Origin of the sequence: Clostridium pasteurianum BC1 (assembly GCF_000389635.1) — a bacterium.
Taxonomy (GTDB): domain Bacteria; phylum Bacillota; class Clostridia; order Clostridiales; family Clostridiaceae; genus Clostridium_I; species Clostridium_I pasteurianum_A.
Map to the genome: position 1 here is coordinate 3,780,096 of NC_021182.1, position 25,868 is coordinate 3,805,963.

Annotated in this window: 25 protein-coding genes; 5 read left to right on the plus strand and 20 right to left on the minus strand. The window is 30.6% G+C overall.

All coding sequences use genetic code 11. The annotated features are described in order from the left end of the window. Window positions 1-11 precede the first annotated feature (11 nt). Window positions 12-188, minus strand: a complete 177-nt coding sequence (locus CLOPA_RS26240) for a hypothetical protein (RefSeq protein ID WP_242834222.1) — start codon at window positions 186-188, stop codon at window positions 12-14. 572 nt (window positions 189-760) lie between these two features. Here CLOPA_RS26240 and CLOPA_RS17750 point away from each other — a divergent pair. Beyond that, window positions 761-1,402 carry a DsbA family oxidoreductase gene (locus CLOPA_RS17750; RefSeq protein WP_015616815.1) on the plus strand — a complete coding sequence of 214 codons (642 nt, stop codon included), beginning with the start codon at window positions 761-763 and terminating at the stop codon, window positions 1,400-1,402. 110 nt (window positions 1,403-1,512) lie between these two features. Here the strand turns inward: CLOPA_RS17750 and CLOPA_RS17755 are convergent, their stop codons facing one another. From CLOPA_RS17755 to CLOPA_RS17790, 8 genes are all read right to left on the minus strand, one after another. Beyond that, window positions 1,513-1,734 carry a YdbC family protein gene (locus CLOPA_RS17755; protein WP_015616816.1) on the minus strand — a complete coding sequence of 74 codons (222 nt, stop codon included), beginning with the start codon at window positions 1,732-1,734 and terminating at the stop codon, window positions 1,513-1,515. A 274-nt stretch (window positions 1,735-2,008) separates the two neighbouring features. Next, on the minus strand, window positions 2,009-2,644 hold the full coding sequence (gene dhaL / locus CLOPA_RS17760) for a dihydroxyacetone kinase subunit DhaL (RefSeq protein WP_015616817.1): 636 nt from the start codon (window positions 2,642-2,644) through the stop codon (window positions 2,009-2,011). Window positions 2,645-2,665: 21 nt separating this feature from the next. After that, a complete protein-coding gene (locus tag CLOPA_RS17765) occupies window positions 2,666-3,670 on the minus strand; it encodes a dihydroxyacetone kinase subunit DhaK (RefSeq protein ID WP_015616818.1) in 1,005 nt (334 codons plus the stop codon). A 21-nt stretch (window positions 3,671-3,691) separates the two neighbouring features. After that, window positions 3,692-4,354, minus strand: a complete 663-nt coding sequence (locus CLOPA_RS17770; RefSeq protein WP_015616819.1) for a class II aldolase/adducin family protein — start codon at window positions 4,352-4,354, stop codon at window positions 3,692-3,694. Between the two features lie 18 nt (window positions 4,355-4,372). Further along, window positions 4,373-5,728, minus strand: coding sequence for a PTS galactitol transporter subunit IIC (locus CLOPA_RS17775; protein ID WP_015616820.1), 1,356 nt, complete (start codon window positions 5,726-5,728; stop codon window positions 4,373-4,375). Window positions 5,729-5,837: 109 nt separating this feature from the next. Then, entirely contained in the window at window positions 5,838-6,119 is a 282-nt protein-coding gene (locus CLOPA_RS17780) for a PTS sugar transporter subunit IIB (RefSeq protein ID WP_015616821.1), read from the minus strand. A 37-nt stretch (window positions 6,120-6,156) separates the two neighbouring features. Further along, window positions 6,157-6,624 (minus strand): PTS sugar transporter subunit IIA, encoded by a 468-nt coding sequence (locus CLOPA_RS17785; protein WP_015616822.1) that lies wholly within the window; start codon window positions 6,622-6,624, stop codon window positions 6,157-6,159. A gap of 274 nt (window positions 6,625-6,898) precedes the next feature. After that, a complete protein-coding gene (locus CLOPA_RS17790) occupies window positions 6,899-7,765 on the minus strand; it encodes a PHP domain-containing protein (protein WP_015616823.1) in 867 nt (288 codons plus the stop codon). Between the two features lie 542 nt (window positions 7,766-8,307). Here CLOPA_RS17790 and CLOPA_RS17800 point away from each other — a divergent pair. Beyond that, a complete protein-coding gene (locus CLOPA_RS17800; protein WP_015616825.1) occupies window positions 8,308-11,103 on the plus strand; it encodes a sigma 54-interacting transcriptional regulator in 2,796 nt (931 codons plus the stop codon). A gap of 205 nt (window positions 11,104-11,308) precedes the next feature. Here the strand turns inward: CLOPA_RS17800 and CLOPA_RS17805 are convergent, their stop codons facing one another. After that, window positions 11,309-12,523, minus strand: coding sequence for an APC family permease (locus CLOPA_RS17805; RefSeq protein WP_015616826.1), 1,215 nt, complete (start codon window positions 12,521-12,523; stop codon window positions 11,309-11,311). Between the two features lie 270 nt (window positions 12,524-12,793). Between CLOPA_RS17805 and CLOPA_RS17810 the strand changes: the two genes are divergently transcribed. After that, a complete protein-coding gene (locus CLOPA_RS17810) occupies window positions 12,794-13,684 on the plus strand; it encodes a LysR family transcriptional regulator (RefSeq protein WP_015616827.1) in 891 nt (296 codons plus the stop codon). Between the two features lie 57 nt (window positions 13,685-13,741). Here CLOPA_RS17810 and CLOPA_RS25270 read toward each other — a convergent pair whose 3' ends face one another. The 10 genes from CLOPA_RS25270 to CLOPA_RS17850 form a co-directional block, all read right to left on the minus strand. Further along, window positions 13,742-13,903 carry a hypothetical protein gene (locus tag CLOPA_RS25270; protein ID WP_155241935.1) on the minus strand — a complete coding sequence of 54 codons (162 nt, stop codon included), beginning with the start codon at window positions 13,901-13,903 and terminating at the stop codon, window positions 13,742-13,744. 146 nt (window positions 13,904-14,049) lie between these two features. Then, the gene (locus CLOPA_RS17815) at window positions 14,050-15,090 is read right to left on the minus strand and encodes an alpha/beta hydrolase (RefSeq protein ID WP_015616828.1); all 1,041 of its coding nucleotides are present in this window, start codon (window positions 15,088-15,090) and stop codon (window positions 14,050-14,052) included. 675 nt (window positions 15,091-15,765) lie between these two features. Beyond that, window positions 15,766-16,605: a putative beta-lysine N-acetyltransferase gene (gene ablB / locus CLOPA_RS17820; RefSeq protein ID WP_015616829.1), complete on the minus strand. Its 840-nt coding sequence runs from the start codon at window positions 16,603-16,605 to the stop codon at window positions 15,766-15,768. After that, the gene (gene ablA / locus CLOPA_RS17825) at window positions 16,598-17,905 is read right to left on the minus strand and encodes a lysine 2,3-aminomutase (protein ID WP_015616830.1); all 1,308 of its coding nucleotides are present in this window, start codon (window positions 17,903-17,905) and stop codon (window positions 16,598-16,600) included. The genes ablB and ablA overlap by 8 nt, the downstream gene beginning before the upstream one ends. Before the next feature lie 876 nt (window positions 17,906-18,781). Continuing rightward, window positions 18,782-19,246, minus strand: coding sequence for a GreA/GreB family elongation factor (locus tag CLOPA_RS17830; protein ID WP_015616831.1), 465 nt, complete (start codon window positions 19,244-19,246; stop codon window positions 18,782-18,784). A gap of 291 nt (window positions 19,247-19,537) precedes the next feature. After that, a complete protein-coding gene (locus tag CLOPA_RS17835; RefSeq protein WP_041710961.1) occupies window positions 19,538-19,960 on the minus strand; it encodes a hypothetical protein in 423 nt (140 codons plus the stop codon). Between the two features lie 90 nt (window positions 19,961-20,050). After that, window positions 20,051-21,028: an anti-sigma-I factor RsgI family protein gene (locus tag CLOPA_RS17840; protein ID WP_015616832.1), complete on the minus strand. Its 978-nt coding sequence runs from the start codon at window positions 21,026-21,028 to the stop codon at window positions 20,051-20,053. Further along, on the minus strand, window positions 21,012-21,518 hold the full coding sequence (locus CLOPA_RS17845) for an RNA polymerase sigma factor (RefSeq protein WP_015616833.1): 507 nt from the start codon (window positions 21,516-21,518) through the stop codon (window positions 21,012-21,014). The genes CLOPA_RS17840 and CLOPA_RS17845 overlap by 17 nt, the downstream gene beginning before the upstream one ends. A 394-nt stretch (window positions 21,519-21,912) precedes the next feature. Further along, window positions 21,913-22,077: a hypothetical protein gene (locus CLOPA_RS25280; protein WP_015616834.1), complete on the minus strand. Its 165-nt coding sequence runs from the start codon at window positions 22,075-22,077 to the stop codon at window positions 21,913-21,915. A gap of 416 nt (window positions 22,078-22,493) precedes the next feature. Then, window positions 22,494-23,381, minus strand: coding sequence for a fructose bisphosphate aldolase (locus CLOPA_RS17850; protein ID WP_015616835.1), 888 nt, complete (start codon window positions 23,379-23,381; stop codon window positions 22,494-22,496). A gap of 303 nt (window positions 23,382-23,684) precedes the next feature. Here CLOPA_RS17850 and CLOPA_RS17855 point away from each other — a divergent pair, with 303 nt between their 5' ends. Together CLOPA_RS17855 and CLOPA_RS17860 are read left to right on the plus strand one after the other, a co-directional pair. After that, window positions 23,685-24,683, plus strand: coding sequence for a glycosylase (locus CLOPA_RS17855; protein WP_015616836.1), 999 nt, complete (start codon window positions 23,685-23,687; stop codon window positions 24,681-24,683). A gap of 140 nt (window positions 24,684-24,823) precedes the next feature. Then, window positions 24,824-25,867 carry a nucleotidyltransferase family protein gene (locus tag CLOPA_RS17860; RefSeq protein WP_015616837.1) on the plus strand — a complete coding sequence of 348 codons (1,044 nt, stop codon included), beginning with the start codon at window positions 24,824-24,826 and terminating at the stop codon, window positions 25,865-25,867. Window position 25,868 lies beyond the last annotated feature (1 nt).

The following is a 25,868-nucleotide window of genomic DNA, read 5'->3' on the forward strand; positions in this document are numbered from 1 at the left end:
ATCTATGTTTATTACTTCATGTTAATGTCTACAATAAATTTTCCTTTTTGAAAAAAGACTAATTCTGTTTCATCATGCCAATGCAATTTAACCAAAAACTGTTTATTAGCATTCCATTTATAACAGGCTAAAGGAAAGCTAACATTTCCATGTGTAACTTCTTCTTTTAGTTCTTCCATTTCCATCATCTAAAAAGTTGTCCTTTCATTCATTTTTAAGAGCATCATTCATATTTGAACAAATCTACCTGCAATATCTATGCTAGACTTAGTAGTTATATATTTTTATTTTATAATATATTATCGGATTATACCATATTAAGAATAATTAGAATGCTATTGTAGTGGTTTTTCTCAAAACGTAAAGTTAATATTCCCTAAAAATAATGAGATATATAATTTCTTCCTCCAAGATTATCTAAAAATTTTATCCGATGACTACCCACTCTAATACTCCCATCTTCTTCAAAGTGGGAGTAAAGAGTGGCTACGTCCCTGGATAACGATTTCTAAGCATCAGATGAAAAAAACTCCACCTGATGCCAAGAACTCTGTTTATGGGTATGATATAATTACAAGTAGTGACCATTTTAAGTAGTATAAATTCAAAGCTCTTGTTTTAAATTATATATGTAAATTATATTTAAATTTAGTTCAGATAGCAGTTAACTGAATAAATACTCTATTTATGAATACAATTTTGCAACACATATATGTAAAATACACTAAAAAATCTTAGAGGATAAAAGGGAGGAATGACAATGAAAGTTGAAATTTGGTTGGATTATATTTGCCCATATTCTTATATGGTAAAAAGAAGATTTGAAACTGCACTGGATTCCTTTGAACATAAAAATGAAGTTGAAATTGTAATCCGCAGTTTTGAATTAAGACCTGACGCAAAACTAAAGGAAGAAAAATCCCAGCATGAGATACTTGCAAAAGAAATGGGTACAAGTGTTGAGAAGGCAAAAGCATCAAACTTAAAACTTGCTGAAGCTGCAAAAAAAGTAGACCTTGATTATAATTTTGAGACAATGATTCCAGCTAATACCCATGACGCCCATCGCCTTACCCATTACGCTGCATCCAAAGGTAAATCCTTTTTACTCTGTGAACGTATATTTAAGGCATATTTTACGGATTCCCTATTAATCAGCGACCATGAAACACTTGCTTCACTTGCTGAAGAGGTTGGACTTGATAAAAGTGAAGCCCTTAAGGTTTTAGATAGTAACCAGTATTCTGATGCTGTAAAAGAAGATATAAAAAAGAGTGAAGAGATTGAATTGGATTTTGTACCATTTTTCCTTTTTGACGGGAAGTCACATATATCTGGTGATCAACCTGTTTCAGCACTTAAAGATGCCATAGAAAAAGCCTATGAGGCGTCTTTACATTAAATTATATTGAGAAAGTACATAGATTTACAAGAATAAAATCTATGTACTTTTCTCTATTGATAAACCAACCTGCTTATTTGGATTTCAGCAGCAAGCTTTATTTATACAATTTACAAATTCATTTCATTAAGCATATCCCTAAGCTTTTTTAATTCTTCTACTGTTAAAGTAATGCCCTTTCCCATCTTTTCATTCTCAGGTGACCAATCTCTAATATCATATTTAGCTTCTTTTCCATTCCAACTTATTAGATTTAATTCTTTCTTCCAACCCTTTGGTGACTCTGAAAGAGCACCTATATTTTCCTTGATTTCATATTTGATATCTGCCATTGATAATCCTCCTCCTACTATTATCCATATTTTCCGTACACATCAATGAACTGAAATACAAATTTAAGTTTTCAATTATTTATTCATTTCATCGTAATCTTTTAATTCCATTTTACCATCTTCATAAGCCTTATAATAGCATATAATTTTTTTCTATAAGTAGTTTTAATTCCTCAATTTATTTCATTTCCAGATAATTGAATATTAAAGAACCTGGTACTAAAAATTCTACCAGGTCCTTTAATATTCATAAATATAATTTTTATATTAACAACTATTTATTTAGTCCCTCTTTTATACCCTTAAATACAAACATTATTGCCACAGCTCCAGAGTCAGGTGTTCCAAGAGGTTTATCTCTATAATAAGCAGCTCTTCCAAATACAGGCTTTAGTTGTTTTGTATTTTCTACACCATGCCGTGCTGCATCAAAAGCTTTTGTAAAAGCTTCAGTTAATATGCTTTTTTCTATTAAGGATGCCACTAAAGCATCTACAGCAGGTGAAAGTGCATCCAACATTGTTCTGTCTCCAACCTTTGCTTTACCTCTTTCTGATACTCCCTTTACTGCTGATAGTGCCATTTTCACTGCCTCTTCAAGTCCTATCTCCTTAATGCCTCTCACTTCCTTTGCCCCTTTAATAAAGCAAATTGACATAAGAGTGCCCATAGTTGAAGCTACTGTAGAATTCATTTTCATTCCAAGTTTCATAAAAATTGTACCCATATCTTCTGAATCTATGTTGTTAAGCTCATCATATATAGTTTTAAATCCATTGGTCATTGTTAGACCTAAATCTCCATCTCCCATAGCTGCATCTAGTTCAGTAAGATATTCTTTCTCCTGCTTTAATACATTAACTATTTCTCCCAGTATCTGTTTTAAAATAGTTCTATCTATCTTTTCCATGAAATATATCCCCCCTATATTTTATTTATATTGTTGGAAAAAAGGTGAATATGCAGGTTGATCCAGTAGCCCCTTTAGTTCATCGTCCAATTTTAATAAGGAAATTGACATTCCAGCCATTTCTAAAGATGTGGCATACTCACCTATATAATTTCTATAGATTTTAATACCCTGATCCTTTAGAATTGCACTGGCTTTTCTATAAGCTATATACAATTCTTCCTTTGGGGTAGAGCCTAATCCATTTACCAAAATTGATATTTCATCCCCATTAACGTAGGGCATATCCTTAATAATTCTATCCATTATATACTGAACTACTTCATCTACATTCTTTAATTCACACCTCATAATTCCTGGCTCACCGTGTATTCCCATACCTAACTCCATTTCATTATCTGCTATGGAAAAAGTAGCTTTTCCAGCTTCGGGAACAATACAGGGTGTAAGTGCAACTCCCATAGTTCTTATATTATCTACAGCTCTTTGCGTAACCGCCTTTACGTCCTTTAAAGAATACATCTTTTCAGCAGCTGCACCAGCTATTTTATATGCAAAGAATAGTCCTGCCACCCCTCTTCTCCTATCTTCCTCACCTTTAGGAGCAGATGCCACATCATCAGTTACTAACACCTCTTCAACTTCTATACTATCCATGGAGATAAGATCTTCCGTCATGCCAAAGTTCATTTTATCTCCACCATAATTGCCATATAAGTGAAGTATGCCCGCTCCATTGTCAATAGCTTTATCAACTTCATACATTGCCTCTGCACTTGGAGATGCAAAAACATTTCCTACAGTAACCCCATCTGCCAATCCATACCCAACATATCCAAGGAAAGTTGGAAGATGTCCTGATCCACCTGCAGTAGCTATGGCAACTTTATTCTCCTTCTTTTCATCCGATCTTACAACACATCTAAAATTATTATCTACTAATTTTAAACTTTCAGGATGCGCTGCTATTATGCCTTCCACAGTCTCTCTCACAAAATCTTCAGGATTATTTATTAATTTTTTCATTAAAATTTCACCTCAATTAATTTACTCATTTATTTTTATTTGAGAAGGATATTTCCATCTTTCCAGCTCTTCTGCTGAAAAAACCTTTGGTTCTTTTCCATTATTTAATGTAAGAGCTCTATAGTATACTTCTGCAAATTCCTCTACATAATGAGCTTTTAAAAGGGCTTCTTTAGGATCCTTATCTACAGCCACTACGCCATGTCCCTCTAGTAATATAGCATCAGCTCTCTGTATAGGTTCAATAACACTCTCTGATAAAGCCGTTGTACCTGGTCTTCCATAATCCGCAACTGGTATTACTCCATCCTTTAGTCCTAATACGGAACACTCATATACAACTGCAGGTATTTCTTTTTTTAATACTGCAAAGGAAGTTGCAAAACGAGAATGGGTGTGAGCTACTGAAAATACATCTGGTCTCGTTTTATATATTTGTAGATGCATAAGTAGTTCACTTGTTGGCTTAACCCTAGTCTCTATTTCTATAATATTTGCCTTCAAATCTATAACACATATATCATGAATGGTTAATTCTTCCCTATCAATGCCAGATGGAGTAACTACTACGTATCCTGTATCCTTATCCCTAATGCTAAAGTTTCCTGATCTATGTTTGCAAAGTCCTGATCTATCTGCCTCCTGAGCAATTTTAACTACTTCTTTTTTAATTATTTCTAACATTTCTATTCCCCCATTTTTTTATTTTTCTATAAACTTCAAATCTCTCTTTTTCATATATTTTAAATACCAAAGGAACAATCCAAAATATCCTATCAATGCTAAGAAACCGATTACATCGCCATGAATTATATTAAATCCATGAGCAAGTGCCCACCTGAATTCAGGACATTCTACACCAAAATAAGTTATAAATTGTCCACTTGGAACTTTTATAGATCCAACACTCTTTGCCAAATCAGTAACTATAGGCGCAAAGCTTGAAGCTACTCCCAAATATATTGGTGTTGCAATTAATCCCAGTATAATCATTCTGATTAAATTTCCACCAGTTACAATTAATGCAGGTACTATTACTATTACATTTATTATCCCTGCTAAAGGAATAACGTTATTTAATCCTGCCTTTGACATTAAAACTGCAAACAATAATTCAAAAGGTACTAAAATAATTGCTGCAACCCATATCTCCGCTTGCCCAGCAAGGAAAGGCCAATCAAGACCAATGTATATTTCTCTACCCTTAAATCTTTTCTTCATAAAGCTTCCAGCTGCATCAGCTATTGGAGCTAATGCCTGCATGAATAATTTAGCTACCATTGGAAAGAGAACAAGAGCTGTTGAAACTTGTATTGATGTATTCATAATATCTTTAAAACTATATCCTGCAAATATTGCTATGATACCGCCAACAATGAAACCCATAACACTATTTTCACCAAACACCCCTATTTTTTGTTTTAACTGTTCCGCATTTATATTAATTTTATTTAGACCTGGTATAAAGTCTAATAATCTATTTATAGGAGCAAGAATAGCTGCTTGTATTGTCATGTAATGTGAGCAGGCAACACCTGGTATTTTTGTAATGTGGTATAGCTGTTTTTGTGATGCATCTGCACTTTTTAACTCTATAAATATCTGTATCCCCGCAGCTATAAAGCCTAATAAAACACTTCCTGTTACCGCTGCAACCATAGTGGCAGTAAATATTTTACCCCAAACATTCCAAAGATCTACATTTAAACAATTGGTCCATTTAAGTGCTAACATAGCCAAGTTCATAGCTATTTGAATTGGAAACATAATTAGTGCATATGGCCATGCCCAAGCTATAGCTGACATTGGCGACCAGCCTACATCAATCGAATTAAGCTGTATTCCTGTATGCTTAACAAAAGCACTAGCTGCAGGGCTTATGGAATTAAACATAAAGCCTAAAACTACATTCATTCCTGTAAAAGCTATTCCTAAAGTTAAACCTGCTATTATTGCTTTTTTAGGTTTCATTTTCATGGCTAAACCAAGTATTATCATTATAGCAGGTAAAAATATAGCTGCACCTAAACTCAATATATAATTAACTATTTGGCTCATTACTATCACCTCTTCACTAAAATATATCATCATAAATAGTTTTTTATTGTATAATATATATTAAGGAATATTTAACATCTCCCTGTATCCTTTTCAATGGGAGATTTTTTTAGTTTTCTAATAATGCTTTCAGTTTATCAAATTCTTCTTCAATACCCATACCAGTTAAAAATGGTATTCCACTTATAGTTGGTTTTCCCCAATCCATTACTCCTGTTGGAACTATGGATACATAAATGTCACACTGATTAATAACATTTTCAAGCGATTTAATATCAACTGCCTCAACATTTACATTGATACTTTCCTCTTCACACATACTTGCAATTTTAGATGCTACAGTTTGGGAAGTAGCTACCCCTGAACCACATGCAACAAAAATATTTTTCATAATTTTTCACTCCTTCAATTTGATACATTTGATTAACCTAATTTAAAACCTGTGATAGTACATTAATTACTTCCTTTTCCGTCTTAGAATTATAAATGCTCAGCAGTCTTTCTTTATTTGATAGAATTGACATAAGCTTACTAAGTGTAGCAACCTGACTATTTGGATTCTTAATTGCCAGCATAAATATAAGGTTTGCATCAACATCATTTATCCCATTTCCCATTTCTTTAAAAGTTACCGTATTATTTAGTACTGCAACTAATATTGTAGATTTATTTACATGTACTGCATCTGTATGAGGTATGGCAACCTTTATAGCTTCAGTGTTAAGACCTGTAGGATAAATTACCTCTCTCTGCAGAATCCCCTCTGTATAGGAATCCTTTACATAGCCCTTCTCCCTTAATACTTGAGATAATTTTTTTAGTAAGTCCTCCTTACTCTGTGCCTCGTAATTAATAAAGATTAAATCTTCATGTAAAAGTTCTTCCCTCTCATCCATTTTTACAACCCCCTTTGTGTAGTTTAATTTGCTATGCAATATTCTAAAGCAAGTACCGTGCCAGCTCAGTGTATACCTGATAAATAGCCACTTGCATAAAAAAATATGCACTAATATTTTTAATTTATTAGTGCATATTTTCTAGTGCTTAATCTATTAACTCTACTTAGTTGAAGTTTGCATTTCACTAAGTTTATGATAACAGCAGCATGCCACTGTTATTATAAACTTTAGAAGTTAGAATGCTGCATTGGGTAATCCTTGGACAAAATAACTATATTAAATTACTTGTTTTGCATATAATATTCTCATACACCTTATAGGGAATAAATAAATTATTATTACTTCCTGTACCAAGACTTATACCAGGCCTATTCTTACCATGAAAATCTGTACCACCAGAGAAATCAAGATTGTATTTATTTATAATATAATCTAAAAATTTAATATCCTTCTCAGTATAGGATGGATAATATCGCTCAACTCCATTAAGACCCATATCCAACATATACTTTATACGTGATTCTATTTCAGTATTTGAAAATCCATATAGTCCTATTGTCTTATTATAATGGGCTAAAAATGAAAGTCCTCCTGCTTTTTTTATAATATCTATAGCTTCTTCAACTGTTAACAATTCATCCTTTCCATAGGGAATAGGATCCAAATATTTATCCCATATCTTTTGAGAATTATTGCATAGTCTATTTCTAGTAAAGTATTCATGTACATCGTATCTATCCAGATATTTATTATGGGTATGCTTTTTTAAATCATTAATATCTATTTTAATTCCTTGTTTTTCAACTACTTTTAATATGGATGGTATACTTTTCTCTCTTGCTATCCTCATCTTATTGTATACCTTTAAAAATTCACTATTGTTTATATCAATGCCTAAACCTAATATATGAAGCTTTCTTCCATTTTCATATATTACACTTATTTCTATTCCATTTAAAAAATCTATATTGAGATGTGCTGCACTTTCATCAGCTTCTTTGATGCCATCTATGCAATCATGATCTGTTAATGCAATGGCCTTTACATCTTTTTCTACTGCCAGTTGTATTATTTCCTTTGGACTTAATGTTCCATCAGACATATAAGAATGAACATGTAAATCTATTTTATAACTCATAAATTATTTTTAGTAAGACAGTGTATTATAGGTACACAAATCTACTAAATACTCACATCCTTTCTTTTTATTATCTTTAATATATTTCTTGTATTGAAAACATTTTCAAATATTTTATTGGTTTTTTCATTTTTTTATATTGTATCTAATATAATGTTTATGTAACTTAAAATAAAGACTATGAATAAATTTTAAAGTTTCACATTAAATACTTATTGAGAAACTCAAATTAATTAATCTTATCAATAAAATACTCTATAAACATTAGTTAAAAATTTATCTGGTAATTAAATTAACCATTACAGTAATTTTAAGATTAGGAGGATTTTATGAAAATTGCTATTTGGTATCTATTTGTAGTACTTGACTTTACTTTTTTAATTATTTCAATACTATCCCATAATATTTACTTCACAATTTTTTGTTTTATAATTGCTTTAATATTAAACAAGTTCAAAAAAGATATTCCACTTCCTAAACAATTTGAAAGTTTAAATATAATTCACAAAAATAAATAATCTCACAATGGTAGGTGAATTTCCTTGAAGAATATTGACATTATTTTAAATTATATAAAAAGTAAAGTAACAAAGGATTATATACTAAATTGTATAAAAAATAATATACTCTGTGGAGTAACTGCTTTAGAAATACAAGACAACCTTAATATTCTACGTAATAATTCAAGTACTATATTAGGTGAATTATGGAAATCATCACAATTGATAAAAATAAACACAAGGCCAGTTGCTTTTATTCCTACTGATGTAATTAGAGAATTCAAATCAGTACCTGAAAAGAATCTATGCAACTGCTATACATCTGATGAAATAAAAAGATTAGTTAATTATATAGCTCCTCAGCAGCCTAGTTCGGATCCCTTTCAATATTTAGTTGGAAGTAAAGATAGTCTTTCTAATCAAATTAATCAAGCAAAAGCAGCTCTAATTTATCCACCTAAAGGCTTGAATACTCTAATTCTCGGAGAAAGCGGAGTAGGAAAAACTACCTTTGCTTACGCAATGCATGAATTTGGTAAATCAAAAAAGAAAGTTTCAAAGGATGAATTTCCCTTTATCTCTTTTAATTGTTCTGACTATTTCAATAATCCTCAACTGCTCTTATCTCAATTATTTGGTCATATAAAAGGTGCCTTTACTGGTGCGGATAACGAAAAAATTGGACTAGTTGAAAAAGCAGATGGTGGGATCCTATTTCTTGACGAAATTCACAGACTTCCACCTAATGGGCAGGAAATGCTATTTTATCTCATGGATAAAGGCGAATTTCACAGAATGGGTGAAACTGAAAATAAAAGAAAGAGCAGCGTTTTAATTATTGCTGCAACTACAGAAGAACCTAATGGTAATCTATTATCCACATTTCTCAGAAGAATTCCTGTGGTAATAACTCTTCCATCTTTTAGAGAAAAAACTATCGATGAAAGAGTTCAAATTATACAAAGCTTATTTTCCTATGAATCAAAAAATTTAGGAAAGAATATTAGAGTTTCTTCCCAAGTACTTAAATCACTTGCTTTATATAAATTTAATGTAGGAAATATAGGACAATTGAGATCGGAAATAAAACTATTATGTGCAAAATCTTTTCTAAATCATCTTCAAAATGATAAAGAGCTCATAATAAAATTTAATATGCTTGATAATGAAATACGTGAATATTACCTTAATTACAACTATCCAGATAGAAGTGTACAAACCTATTTAAATATGTATACAGAAGATATGATAATATCTCCATTAGATGAAAAAGGGTACTACCCAGATGAATCAAAGAAAGATATATATGAACTTATAATTAAAACACTAGAAAACTTTAAAAGTAAAGGCTTAAGTAAAGAAATAATAGAAACAAAAATTAATTCTCTAATAGATGACAATTTTAAAGAATTAATGGAAAGTTTCAGCTTAAATAAATTGTATATAAATCAGCTCTACAAAATTGTTTCAAAGGACATAACAGATTTTTCTGTAGAGTTAATTAGCATAGCGGAAAATGAACTTTCAATAAAATTTAATAATAAATTTATTTTTGGATTTGCCTTGCATGTACAAGCACTTTTAAAGAGAATTGCAGAGGAAAAACCTATAAGAAATCCAAATATGATAAAAATAAAAAGAGATTATCCTAATGAATTTAGAGTTTCAGAAATATTAGTTAAATTATTGAATGAAAAATTCAGAGTATTAATTCCTGAAGATGAAAGAGGTTTCCTAACCATTCTATTAGCTAATAATAAGCTTTATAAAAAGCATGAATCAGGAATTGGCATATTTGTTATATGCCATGGCTATGGAACTGCCTCCAGCATAGTAAACGTTGCCAATACCCTTTTAAATGTAGATTATGCTAAAGCTATTGATATGCCATTGGATGCTGATATTACAGAAACCTATGATAAAATCAAATCAATTGTTGTAGATAACAATAATGGTAAAGGTGTACTATTTCTTGTTGACATGGGTTCTTTAACGGGTTTTGGTGAAAAAATTATGAATGAGACCGGCATAAAAATTAGGACTATAAATAATGTATCAACTTTAATTGTTATAGAGGCACTGAGAAATGTACTTTATAAAAATGACAATCTTAATACTATATACAATTCATTAACTAATGCAGGGATACCTATATCTAGTCCATTGAAACCTGTAGAAAAAATTATACTGACCTTGTGCGCTACTGGGCATGGTGCTAGTGTTATAGCCAAAAATATATTAAATCAAATATTGAATAATAAATATAATGATAGACTTAAAATCGTAACAAGTAATTATATAGATTCAGAAAACATTACAGATTTACAATCAAAATATGATATTGTAGCCATTATAGGTACATTTAATCCAAACATAAATGTACCTTACTTTCCAATAAATAAACTTCTGAATGAAAGCTTTCAAAGAGAATTTTTAAAATTTATTGATAGTAATTTTAATGATCATAGTGTTAAAAATAATGTTATCAAAAGTGTATATGAAACTTCAAAAGAAATGCTAGAGGAATATGTAAAATTTATAAATCCCAAAATCGCTATTATAAATATTAAAAAATTTATAGAATCTATTAGTTTAGGCAATATAAATGAAACTAGCGACGATATTATCGATTTAATAATTCATTTAGGCTGTATGCTTGATAGATGTGTAAATGGCAATTTTGTTAAGTTTGAAAATATTGAGGAGTACAAAGAAAAAAACATTGAACAATTTAATGAAATACGTAAAGCCTCAAATATTCTTGAAACTGAATACAATATAAAAATTAATGATGATGAAATATGTTATATTATTAAAATTACAAATAGATATCTCTAAAATCAACAAAAAACAATAACTACAGATACATTAAAATCATTATCAACTCAACCTAGCATATAGCACATTAAAATAAAGTTGGAGGGAGCGTACATGGATTTATGTAGATCAAATCTATGTACTTTCTTTTTGCTAATCTATTATATGATTTGTTTTTTCTTAAAATAGTTTTAAATATCTTGTAGAAAGCACCATCCAAACTACATCAGGCACTCACTCTTCTATAATATAATGTAAGTATAAAAATCATTATTAACAACGCTAAACTCCAAATGGAAGCCCTAAATAAAAGGAACATAAATGATGCAATAAGTATTATAATTGCAATTCTTAATTTTACATTCTTTAGTAGTTTAAAGCCTGTAAATAGTCCAATTAGTGCGTTTGATAAGAAAAATACATTTGCTGATGTGAGAATCTCATCAAGATTTAAGATTTTTAGGTAAGCTAAAAGCAATATAAAGCAATGTATTGTAAAATAGGTCATAATGACATTAATTGGACTTCCACTTTTATTTAAGTGAGCAAGGAAACTTGGCAATTTATTTTTTATGGAACGAGATGCATTCATTCGTGAAACTCCTCCAACTATCATGAGATAAGTGCATATGCAAAGACAAGAGGCAATAACACTTATTAGTGGCGCTGCAAAGGAGCCAAAGAGAGGAGTTATAATTGCTACTATAGTATATTCTTTACTAGAAATATTTTGCAAAGACAGTGCAACAATTATGTAGAGAAATATAATAACAATTATACTTATAGTCATTGCCTTTTTTAATGTTTTTTTAGGATCTTTAATATCTTCAATATAATTTCCTACAACTTCCCAGCCAATTATTGCCCAAAATAAGAGTAAAAGTGTGTGTGTAAAACTTGAAAAGGAAAATTGCTTTCCTGAAAAATGTATATTTGAAGAAAAAATCAATGTATAAACACTACCTAAAGTCAATAATACTGCAGTAAATCCGGTAAGAATTAGAGTAAGCCTTGCTAAAGTTTTAACTCCAAAAGCTAATATAGAGACACAGACAATTTCTAATCCAAAGGCAAGTATCATCACATTCATGTTTGAAAATAAGCTGAAATTTTTTAAAAATTCCGCTGCAGTAATTAAAATAGCAGTTGGACCAAAGCAGACTGCAGTTGAGAGAAAATTAGAAGTTACCTCACGCCAAAAATTCCCCAAAGTATTTCCAACTGCAATTGCAACGCCTTCATTTCCAGGACTTTCAAGACTTAAAAATATGAATACATATGCAAAAACTACTCCCAGCAGCATTATAAAAATCCATGCCAATATAGACCATTCACCTATCATTTTATAGGCAAGAGGCGGAAGGAGAACAATTCCTGAACCTAAAACTGGACCAATTATAAGTCCGCAAAGTGTAATAACACCAATATTCTTATTATTCATAAAGCACCATCTTTCTTATAATGTTTATAAACAGAGTTCTTTGCATCAGATGGAGTTTTTATTCCATCTGATGCTTAGAAATCGTTATCCAGGGACGTATCCGCTCTTTACTCCCACTTTGAAAAAAGATGGGAGTATTAGAGCGGATAGTCATCGGATAAAATCCTTGAATTCAAGATGAATTTATATTAACATAAGATTAATGATTAATAAAATTGAATTATTTGAATTTACAATTCAATTTTATCGAACTTACAGAAAGGGCTTAATATGGAACTTAGAAATCTTATTACATTCTGCAAAATTGCACAATTAAATAGCTACTGCAAGGCAGCAGAAGAGCTTGGATATGCTCAATCCACTATTACAACTCAAATGCAGCTTCTTGAACAGGAACTAGGAATAAAATTATTTGAGAGAATTGGAAAACAAATGGAACTTACTGAAAAAGGTATAGTTTTCTTAAAATATGCAGAAAACATGATTAATCTTTCAAATGAAGCTAAAGAAGTAGTAAGTGATGTTGAGACACCTAAGGGCATCCTAAGAATTGGAATTGTTGAATCTCTTTGTACCATCAGGCTTCCAGAAGTGCTTAAAAAATACCATTCTAAATATCCTGATGTAGAAATTATAATTAAATTAGGTGTATGCTCAGATTTAAGAAATATGTTAAAAAATAATATAGTTGATTTAATATTTATTCTTGATAAACCAGTGGATGATGAGGATCTAATTCCATGTATGGCCTTTAATGAGCCAATGGTATTCTTAGCTTCCCCAGAAAATAAATTATCAAATAAAAGAAAAGTCACTATAAAAGATATTGAAAATGAGCCATTAATCCTCACTGAAAAAGGATGCAGCTATAGAAATGTCTTTGAAGCCATGTTTCATAAAGAAGGATTTAAGCCGCATGTATCCTTAGAAGTAGGAAGTATTGAAGCAATTAAAATTTTTACTATGCATAACCTTGGTATTACTCTTTTGCCTGTTATGACCGTAAAGAAAGAATTGAAAAGTAAAAAATTAATATCCATTAATTTAAATAAAGATGATTTTAATATGATGACTCAAATACTGTATCATAAAAACAAATGGTTAAATTCAGCTATGAAAGCATTTATAGCATGCTTAAAAGAAGAATTTTCTAATGACTAGTAAGCTTTTTCATGAGAAATCAATTTCGTTAGAACAGCTACTTTAAACTACGAAAAATCAGAGCGAATCGCTCTGCTGCATATCTTCTTTCAGCCTCCACACAAAACTTATAGGCTTGTTACATTCATGACTTATATACTCTGTTTCACCTAAATATGTATAAGGTGAGGTTAATCCATTATTTATGCTATATTCTACTGAATGCTTTGATTTACCCATTAAAGCCTTAAACTTTTCCTCAAAATTATAATTTTTATGTACCTGACCAACAAAATCTAAAACAGTTAAACAATCTTTTCCTCCATGTTTTTTGTCACAACAACTTCCTAATGCACACGCTGGTGCAGGCCCAATTGAGAGTAAAATTAGCTTTTATTAAATTGCCTTTGTAGATATGTGGAAATTTGATTTAAAGCCTGATCTGCTTTTTTTGTAATATTATCCATTGAGACGAAGCCATGACTAACACCTTTATACCTGGTGGAAATTACATCCACCCCTGCATTCCTTAGCTTATTTCCATAAGCTTCACCCTCATCCCTTAGTGGATCAAATTCAGCTGTAATTATTAGTGTGTCTGGTAATCCCTTGAAATTTTTAGATAACAAAGGGGAAGCATAGTTACTTTTTCTATCTTCTAATCTTGGAGTATATAGGGATATAAATCTCTCAGAATTTTCCCTTGTAGGATTATAATTCATACCAAAATACGACCAAGATTTAGTATGAAGCTTATAAATGTTTGTAGATGGATATATTAGTACCACAGAAGTTATGTGGGGACCATCTTTATCACGTGCCATTTGAGAAACTGCCGCAGAAAGGTTGCCCCCGGCACTATCACCTGCAACACAAATTCTACTGGAGTCCCCGTTAATACTGTTAGCATTTTTATAAACCCATAGGAGTACATTATATACGTCATTAAGCCCGGCTGGAAAAGGATTTTCTGGTGCAAGACGATAATTAACAGATACTACTATAGCCTTTGAATTTTTTGAAAGTTTCCTACAAACATTGTCATAATCATCAAGATTACCACCTATCCAACTACCACCATGGGAATAAATTATCAAAGGAAACTTGTTGCCATTATCAGGCGTATATATTCGCACTGGTACTTGATTTGAAGATGTTTTTATATCCATGTTCTTTATATTTGAAAAGGTTATAGGTTTAGAGCTCCATTTTGTTGTATCCTTATGTAACGCTGCCCGCATTTCATATATTGATTTTCCTTTGAGTGAGATAGGGTTAAAATATTTTTCTATTTTTGTCATCACGCCAAATATTGTATCTAGTTTACCATAACTTGTTGTAGTTAAACTTTTAATTATAAGAGAACCAGATATAATAGCAATCAGGACAAAAACTGAAAAAATCCAAAACATTCTTTTCTTCTTCATTCAATAAAACCTCCAACATTATATTAAACTGAATTATTTGCAAACTGAGTTATACAGTATATTAAATATTATAAGTAGTCATAATAACCTCTATATAATTAAATGTTAGGCACATGAAAATCCAATCATGGCAGTATTTGATTGGGTTTCTTCCTAAATTAAACATTTTTATCGGATTATTATTTAAAATTAGTATTCCAAAAAATTAATATTATAGTACAACTTATGCTTGATTTCAGAGTATTGACATTAGCTAAATTAAACTGTAATTAATATGGATAATAATTACAAAGGAAGTGCTAAAATAAATGAACATTTAATACTCTTATTTAGATCAATTGTTACTTATTTTGTTTTGGTTATTTTAACAAGAGCTATGGGAAGAAAATAAATATTTCAATTGACTTACTTTGATTATGTGGCTGGAATAACCATAGGTTCTATTACAGCAGAAGTGGGCGTAACTAAAAATGTTAAAATGTTCTAGTGAATAGATTTGATTGATAATTTTCCTTATTCGATGAATATCCAACTACCTCAATTGTAGAATGTGCCAGTTTTTCAAGAGGTGGAGTTGAATTGGCTGTCAAAGCAATTCATTGACATCACATAAAAAAAACACCTGAGCATTGCCAAGTGTTAATATTGCTAATTAAATCAATATATATAGCTATATTATTTAAAAAGTTCTTTATACCACACATTCATACTCTCTATTCTTCCTGAAATATTAGTGTTATTAATTAAAGTTCCTGCAAAAGTATATCCTTTCTTTGAAAATGTAGTATTCATACCATATGACACAGCCCTCGCTATGCTATACGCGGTTTTAATTCCTCTACTTATCATTTCTTCTTCCATTTTTCCTAGAAGATATACTGCAAAACCTTTTCTCCTGTATTCAGAGAGTGTACCAAAGTCTGTCATTTCAACATTTAAATTATCTATATCCATTTCTGAAGAAGATACCGCTATGAGTCTATCACCATTCCAAATAGTAAAATATACAACATTATCTCTCATAGTTTTCAAAATATATTGAGGATTGTATATTGGAAATGGATATGTTTCAAAAATCCTTTTATAAAATTCTGCAATGGCCTCTGCATCTTCTTCCTCTGCTTTTCTATAGTTAAATTCTTTTGATAGAGTACATAGATTCTTTTCATTATTTTTTTTTATTGACTCATTTAAAACATTTTTAATAATCTCTTTATCTTTATCTTTTAGCCTATCTATAGAAAAATATTTAGCTACAAAAACTCCATCTTCTCTACCCTTATAAAATTTAGGCACTATAGCTTCTACAGAATATCCTTGTTTTAAAAATAATAATTTTGAACTGAAAGGTATTTTTGCGATAATTTTAGTATATTTGTTTTCTCTAACTATCTCTTCTAAAGTATCAATGATATCATAGGCATCGTCTTTGTGCATTTTCATTAAATATATTCTATTATTCTCTTTATCATGTTGAATAGTTGACTTACTTATTTTGTTTGTTATATTATTCATTAATTCTTCTCTCTATTCTTTCATTATTATTGGGTACAAAGGAAATAGTTTCATCATAATCAGAAAGTAATTTTTCAACACCTAATACTTTTATTTTCTTATCATTATCGATTTTTAAAGTTAAATCGCATTTATCACAATTTAGATCACATGAAGTAGTTTTATAATTATCTGGTTCTTTATAGGTTGTTATTACACCTTCATAATTTCTTAAAATGACTTTATCATTAGACCAAGATACTAAATAATTTGGCATCACGGGAATTTTCCCACCCCCTCCTGGTGCATCAACAACAAAAGTAGGAATTGCAAAACCGCTAGTATGCCCCCTAAGAGACTCCATAATTTCAATTCCTTTTCCCACTGATGTTCTAAAATGTGATAGTCCTTCTGACATGTCGCACTGATAAATATAGTATGGTCTTACTCTATTTTTCACTAATTCTTGAACCAACTTTTTCATAATATGCGGACAATCATTAACTCCTGCCAATAATACAGATTGATTTCCAAGAGGTATACCTGCATCAGCTAATTTTCTTAATGCTTCTCTTGACGAATCTGTAATTTCTTTTGGATGATTAAAATGTGTATTAATCCATAAAGGTTGATGTTTTTTTAGCATATTAACTAATTCATCAGTAATTCTATAAGGCAGTACTACTGGTACTCTTGATCCTATTCTTATTACCTCAACATGTGGAATTGCACTTACCTCTGTTAAAATCCAATCCAGATATTCGTCAGGTAATAAAAATGGGTCTCCTCCCGACAATAATACATCTCTTATCTGTGCATTTTTTCTTATATACTCAATACCTTTTTCTATAATCTCTTTATTTGGAATATGATCTTTATCCCCTACTTTTCTCTTTCTCGTACAGTGTCTACAATACATGGCACATACATTGCTGATATGAAATAACACCCTATCTGGATAACGATGAGTAATCCCCTCTACAGGACTATCTTCATCTTCACCCAAAGGATCTACCATATCATATGTGCTGATTATGAGTTCTTTTTCACTTGGAATTGCCTGTCTAAAAACAGGATCGTTTTTGTAATTATCAATATCTATTAAAGATAAATAGTAAGGGGTTATAGCCATAGGAAATTTCTCTATAGTTCTCTCAATATTTCTTTTATCTCTAATATCTAATTCAATTTCTAACAACTTCTCCAAAGTATCTATATCTCTTACCGTATGCCTCACTTGCCACTTCCAATCTTTCCAATTGGAGTATTTATGTTCTAAGTCATTGATATTAATCTCTCTCAATTTTCTTTCTCTAATCATACTCTTCTCCTTTTAATTACATATTGTGTAACTTTGAAACTAACAACTTTATATTAACATACAAGTTGCTAGTATGTAAAGTTTTTCATTTTTGATCTAAATACTATAAATGAGCAAATTTCACTTCATATATTATAAAATTGCTCATTTACTGCATTTTACATTGATATTGATTAATTACTTCTACTAAGTGATTACAATTATCAATGAATCTTACTTAGTGAGAGTTTGCTCTCAAACTTAGTTTAGATTAATTATACAGGGTCGTGCCGCTGTAATACTTCAAACAGACAAAATAAATTATATAAAGGGATTCTTAATTTTTATTGTGCAAAATTGATATTTTGACCTCTTTGCTCAAGATGCAATCTTGCCCTTTGTATCGCCTTGTGAAGTTTTTCTTCAAATAATTCTTTTGGAGGCATTTGAGTTAAGTATTGTGCTACATGAATGCCACTATTATTTAAGATTCCTTTCCGAGAAACCCTTTAAAAATAGACAGGATAAAAAACTTATTTAAAACAATAAACAAGAAAAACTTGGAATATAACGTAAATTCATATTCCAAGTTTAATAAATCTAATATTAAAGTGTAAAATAAACTATTATTTACCTTGAAATCTTCATAAAATGGAGATAACTAGGCTTCAGCTCCTTGCTGCAATTTTGTCAACAATTTTACCGAGGTGTTAATTATGCAAACAAATAAAATTTGTCCATTAGTTCAACAATATTTGTATTTTTACGTTTAAATAATATATTATAAAAGACGAATTAAATATACATATGTAATATTTTAATTAAAATTCATAGTATTCAAAGTTTGTAAAGGACTTCGATGTATCTGTACTATAAAAGATTAAAACTGATAAATTCTTATAATATTTCTAATATTTCTATTGTATATTTTTCGCTTGGAGCATTAACTTCAACTATATCTCCAACTTTTTTGCCTGCTAATGCTTTTCCTAAATCTGATTCTATACTTATAAGCATATTTTCTGGGTCTGAATCCATAGTAGTTACTAATGTTACAATCTCTTCATCTTCATCCTCTATAAATTTAATTCTAGCTTTTCTATTAATTCCTAATATTGATTTATCTACATTTTTATCATCTATTACAGTTGCTGTTGAAATCATAGTTAATAAATATTGAATTCTATTATCATTTTCTCTATAGTTTGCGCAGGCTTCTTTATATTCTGCATTTTCTGATCTATCGCCATGTGCAGCGGCTACCAATTTTTCCTTTGCTATTTTAGCTCTTTTTACGGTCATTCTATATTCTAATTCTTCTTTTAATTTATTAATATTTTCTTCTGTTAGTGTATTATTCATAAAAAGCTAATCCTCCCTGATATATATTATATTAATACTATATAATATATAGAAAAAAAATAAAAGTTACTTTACCCAGCACCTTTTATTCTCATAGCTTAAAATCTTTAAATAATATATAAAGATATATATGCTTTCTGATAATCTTCAATAATAGATATTAAATTGTCTAAATAACTGAAATAGTAGCAATCGTAAACTTCTAGTTTCTGCAATATAATGCTTAAAACACACCCCATAATTATAATAAATGAAATATATTCCATTTATTGTACTCATAGGGTGTGTTTTTTAAGCAAATGTATCTAATATATTACCATAAGAGTTCTTTTTTGATGCTTGTACCTGTTTACTAGAAGTCCGTTTTATACTTTGAGGTTGTTTCTGCTGAATTAAAATTACATCAACATTTTTATTGAAATAATTACCATTCTTAGTATATGATTTTATAGATGCATCAACATTTTTTACTATCTTATCTTTGTCATATACATTTCTTGTTTGATAATGACAAATATCCGAACCAAATTCCTCCTCAAAAGTTCTTTCTGTTATACTTTTTCTGCTGCATTTTACTTCTATAACTACATCATATTCATCTACATGAATATCGTATTTTACAGAATTATATCTAGCAGCATTGGGAACCTCTAATCTTGCCAGAGGAAATATTGGTTTAATAAGTATATGTTCTTTGTTAGATATTATTTTCATACTAATCACAACCTTTTTAATGATTACCACATCATGCACAATTTTAGGAAATTACAAAATATACTTTATTTCACTCTTAACTTTATCTAATTATTTACCTTTACCATTATTACCTTTGCCATGACCATTATCTACATTATCATTTTTAACTGATTTTGTGGTATCTACTGTATTACCTTTATCTATAGTTTGTTTTTTGCTTTCTACAGTACCTTTATCATTATTATTTACGGCATCTTCGTCTTTATTATTCACAGCACCATTATCAGTATTATTTACGGTACCTTCATCTTTATTATCCACAGTACCTTTATCATTATTATTTACAGCACCATTATCAGTATTGTTTTGTATAGCTTTCATTATATCTTTAACTTTTGCGTCTTTATATTGGTCTACTGTTGCCGTTGGATCTACTTTTTGTAACTTTTGAATAAGGTTAAGCTTCCCTGGTGTAATTCCTAATTTTCTTGCTTCATCCCTGCGAGCTAATGCAACGTTATCTTTTAAAACCTCTGCTTTTTCCCCACTGGTTGTTAAAGCTTCGTTTGCTCCGGTTTCTGCCTCAGTTTCAAGGTTAGTTGCAGTATTTTTATCATCTGTTTCAGATGTAAAAGAAATAACTGTTGAACCATCTTTAGCTATGTATCCATTTTTAACAGCAGATGTAACCAATGTATCAACAGCTGTTGTAATATCTGAACCTTTCACATTTATTCCATTTAATATATTCTTACCGTCATTATTGTATCCCTCAGCTTTTACTACTCTGCCAAATGTGTTAATTCCTAATTCCACACTTGGATTAATGTCTAAGCTAAGATATGATACTGGTGTTTGGTAATAACTATATACTCCGCTACCCACCCCAAGAGTTAATAGAACTACCAAACAACAAGTAGCTATTGCTAATTTCTTCTTCAAAGGCACTAACCTCCACTTTATAAATTCATTAATTTTAGAATTCCGATTCTTTGTCAGTGAATCTTTTAGATACACTTCAGTTTTACTTATTAAGGCGTCTTCAACTTTAATTTGATCTAACGCAGATTTAAAACGAGTAATCATGTTCCTTACCCCCTAATTTTTGTTTAATAAGTGCCCTTGCTCTACGTAAGTTAGAGTATATGGTATTTTCATTTTTCTTTAACATCTTTGCAATTTCGGGCACAGTATAATCCTCATAGTAATATAGGTAGATAACATTCTTGTATTTTTCTGGAAGGGATAAAACCACCTGCATAAGTTCATTTTCAGCTTTATCTTCAAATGGTAATTCCATATTTTCAATAGAATCGATGTTCTTCTTCCAAAAGCTTTTTAATACATCCTTACACTTATTGATTGTAACTCTTATTATCCATGCTTTTTCATGTTCAGCACTTTCAAAAGTAGTTTTAGTTTTATTTTGCAATAGTTTTAAGAATACTTCCTGAAATACATCATCAACCTCTGCACTGTTATGTAGATATAAAAAACATATTCGATAAACCATGTCAGAGTATTTCTTTAGTGCAACTTCAATTTCCTTATTGATATCAAGAAATGTAGGCTTCATTTTTCCCCCCCTTCTATACTTAATACGATTAGGCAATGAAAATCCGTGCAAAAATATTTATAAATTTAAAAATTATTTTTAATCAAATTACATTTTATGCAAATATTAATCGGAATAGCTTAAGAAATGATGTCATAATTGAAAAGTTAGCTGCTATTACTACAACCCTTTTTATGAAACACATATTTTTTTCAATAGGTATTATATCATATATGTGAAAAATCCTTTAAAGTATAATTACCCTAGGAATGTAATTTATGAGATTAATTCCATTTATTACACCTTTAGGGTATAAATTTTGGAAACTTAATTATCTATTTGATACTGCTTTTTAAGAATATAAAAAAAACAGCTTATATCACAAACTTTAGATATAGGCTGGTTTATTCTTCACTTATTTTTCTACAGCACTTGTACGCTCGGACAACTGGTTTAATCCCCCTGTCCATTCCGATTGAGTATCCTTGATTGATCTCTTTGTTGACTCAGTACATCCTGCTAAAATTAACGCAAATACAACTGTTATTGCCAATGTTAATAAAATAATTTTCTTTTTCATTTACAAACTTCTCCTTAGATATATTTGTGATAGTTAGCTTAATAGTATTTAAAAATATCTAAGAATACAATAATTTTTTAAATATTTTATTTTGACCTTTATACACACTCTCTATAAGTCTATAACTACGTATGCTGGCACTGAAAGGAATATAACTATTATTATAGCTAACCCTATAAACAGAATTCTTGGCATCAGGTGGAGTTTTTATTCCATCTGATGCTTAGAAGTCGTTATCCAGGGACGTAGCCACTCTTTACTCCCACTTGAAGAAGATGGAAGTATTAGAGTGGGTAGTCATCGGATAAACTCATATATCTTTGAAATAATCGTAACAAATCCCTCCAACGTGGTAATTCTACCTCTTTGTAGGATTGACAGCGGCTTTTGTTTTATATTTAAAATCTCACACTAAATTATTTGATTGATGCTTCATAGATTTTCTTGATTGAGTTTGATAACATTGCGTTGAATTCTTCTTCAGTTTGCTGAGCAGTTAACCCTTGGGATAGAGCTCGTGAGAAACTAGCGATTAATCCATGATTACATGCTAGTTTTTTGTTAGCTTCGGCTTGACTATAACCGCCAGATAAAGCCACGATTCGGACAACATGTGGATCATCCATCAAATCACTATAGAAATTATCCTGTATTGGTATTGAGAGTTTAAGCATAACTTTTGTTTTCTGATCAAGATTTGATAATTGTTTGGAAATTTCAAGTTTTAAAAGTTTTTCTGATTCTTCCTTATCAGCGCTGTAAATATCAACCTCTGGTTCAATGATTGGAACTAAACCAAACTTAGCGATTTGTTTACCAATTTCGAATTGCTGATCAACCACTTTTTTAATTCCATGAGAATTGGCTTCTCTAATAACTGATCGCATTTTTGTTCCAAAAATGTTTTTTTCTGCGGCCTTCTTTAAAAGTTCATTCAAATCAGTTATTGGTTTCATGAGCTGAACACCATCTTCAAGTTCAGTAAGTCCTTTATCCACCTTTAAAAAGGGTACAATATTCTTTTGCTTCCAAAGATAGTCAGCAGTATATTGACCATCAATGGTACGATACATTGTGTTTTCAAATAAAATAGCACCCAAAATATACTCCGAAGTGAATGCAGGACTCTTTATGATGCGTTTTCGCATTTCGTGTACTAAATCAAACATCTCTTCATCATTAGAATAATTTCTTTCTAGAACACCATACTGTAGTAGTGCCTTTGGAGTGCTTCCGCCACTTTGATCAAGTGCAGCAATAAAGCCTTTACCTGTATGCATTCGATTCATTTGATTTTCATTCATTTGATTTCACTCCCTTTTTTGTTTGAGATTAGATAATTACATGTTACATTTTATTATAGTATCTTTTTTTATTATATTACAATCATGTCAGGTCATGATTGAATTTTAATAAATAGAGTTGTAAAAAATGATTTAAATAATGAATTTTTTGTTAATAATAGTTAGAAATTATTGACATTGCAATGAAGAGCACTAAACTTAAGTTATTAGCACTCAATGTCATTGAGTGCTAATAATAAGATAATCTTCTTGCTAATTTTTAAAGGCATAATAATTAATTATTGGTGAAAGAGGGAATATTTTATGACTGGATTTAAAACTAGACTTAAAAGCGGCGGTAATACCTATAAAGAACTTTTTAAAAGGTATAGAAACAATCCTATTCTAACGGCCAAATCCTGGCCCTACGCTGCTAATACTGTCTTTAATCCTGCTGTTACTATGTTTAACGGTAAAGTATTGTTACTTGCAAGGGTTGAAGATAGACGAGGATTTTCTCACCTTACAAAAGCTATAAGTGACGATGGAGTAAGCAATTGGCAGATAGATACGTCACCAACCCTTGAATCAGATCCCAAAAACTACCCTGAGGAAGAATGGGGAATTGAAGATCCAAGAATTACACATTTAGAAGAATTAAAAAAGTGGGCAGTTACTTATACCTCATACTCCAATGCGGGACCATTAGTATCTCTGGCACTTACAGAAGATTTTACAAACTTTGAAAGAATAGGACCGGTTATGGCGCCAGAGGATAAGGATGCAGCTTTATTTCCAAAACGCTTCAATGGAAAATGGCTCATGATCCACAGGCCTATCTCTACCAATAAAGGACCCTATGCACATATATGGATTTCTGGTTCAGATGATCTTAAGTATTGGGGAGGTCATGAAATACTTATTAAGGCAAGAAGAGGCGGCTGGTGGGATGCAAATAAAATCGGACTATGTACACAACCACTAGAGACACCAGAAGGATGGCTGATTTTATATCATGGAGTAAGGCAGACTGCTTCAGGAGCATTGTATCGTTTAGGGCTAGCATTATTGGATTTAGAAACTCCATCAAAAGTACTTAGAAGAAGTGACGAATGGGTATTTGGTCCTCATGAGAGCTATGAAAGAAATGGCGATGTACAAGACGTAGTTTTCCCCTGCGGATGGATACTAGATAATTCTACAGGGAAAATTAAAATGTATTATGGAGGGGCAGATACCTGTATAGCTCTGGCAACAGCTTCATTAAGTGATTTAATTGAATATATAAAAAGATGCCCAGAACCTAAGCAGGAAGATTATTAAAATAATTTGCTTATAAAAAAAGTATTTCTAAATTAGGCATCCGGAAGAAAAATATACTAAATGCTTATTTAACTGAAGGTGCTCAAATTGTTTAATTTAAGGAATATATTAAAAAACAATTTATTAGGGAGGAATACAATATGAAAGCATTATTTCTTGCAGGGGGTAAGGGAACAAGATTAAAACCTCTTACAGACAAATTACCAAAACCTATGGTTCCCATAATGACAAAACCACTTTTAGAAAGAGATATTACAGCACTTAAGAAGTGTGGCATAGATGAAATTGTATTAAGTGTATGTTATAAACCACAACATATCAAGGAATATTTCCAGGATGGAGATAGGTTTGGTGTTAAAATGCACTATGTAAAAGAAGATGTTCCACTGGGGACAGGAGGAGCTATAAAGAATACCGAAAAATTTTATGATGATACATTTTTGATATTTAATTCTGATATTTTAAGTGACATAGATTTTAAAGATATGATTAAATATCACAAAAGTAAAAAGGCAGATGTTACTATTGCCGTAACTACAGTAAGAAATCCATCAGCCTATGGAGTAATAGACTATGATGAAAACAATTATGCTAAATCCTTTATAGAGAAGCCTTCTCCTAATGAGATTACATCAAATTATATAAATGCAGGAATATATATATTTGAGCCCAAGGTATTAAAGGAAATACCTGATGGGAGAGTTGTATCTATCGAAAGGGGAATATTCCCATTATTACTGAAAAAGGGATATAAGATAGCTATTTATAATAAATTATCCTATTGGATGGATGTGGGTACTCCTAAAAAATATTTTGAAGCACACAGAGATATTCTTACTGGAAAATGTAAAATACCAGAATTAAATTTAGAAAAATCCTGCTTATATAGAGGTAAAAATGTAAAGCTTCATAGTAATGTAAAAATTATAGAACCAGCTTATATTGGAGATAATGTAGAAATTGGAGCTAATACAGTTATAGGACCAAATGCAGTAATAGGAAACAATTGCTGCATTGGTACGGGAAGTAACATAATAGGGAGTATATTGTGGGACAATGTAAACATAGGCAGCGGATCAAAATTATATCACAGCATAATGTCATCAAATTGTATTATGGATGGCGACAGCGATTACTATAATACCATATATACTCCAGGTTATACTGAGCTTATGGCAATATAAA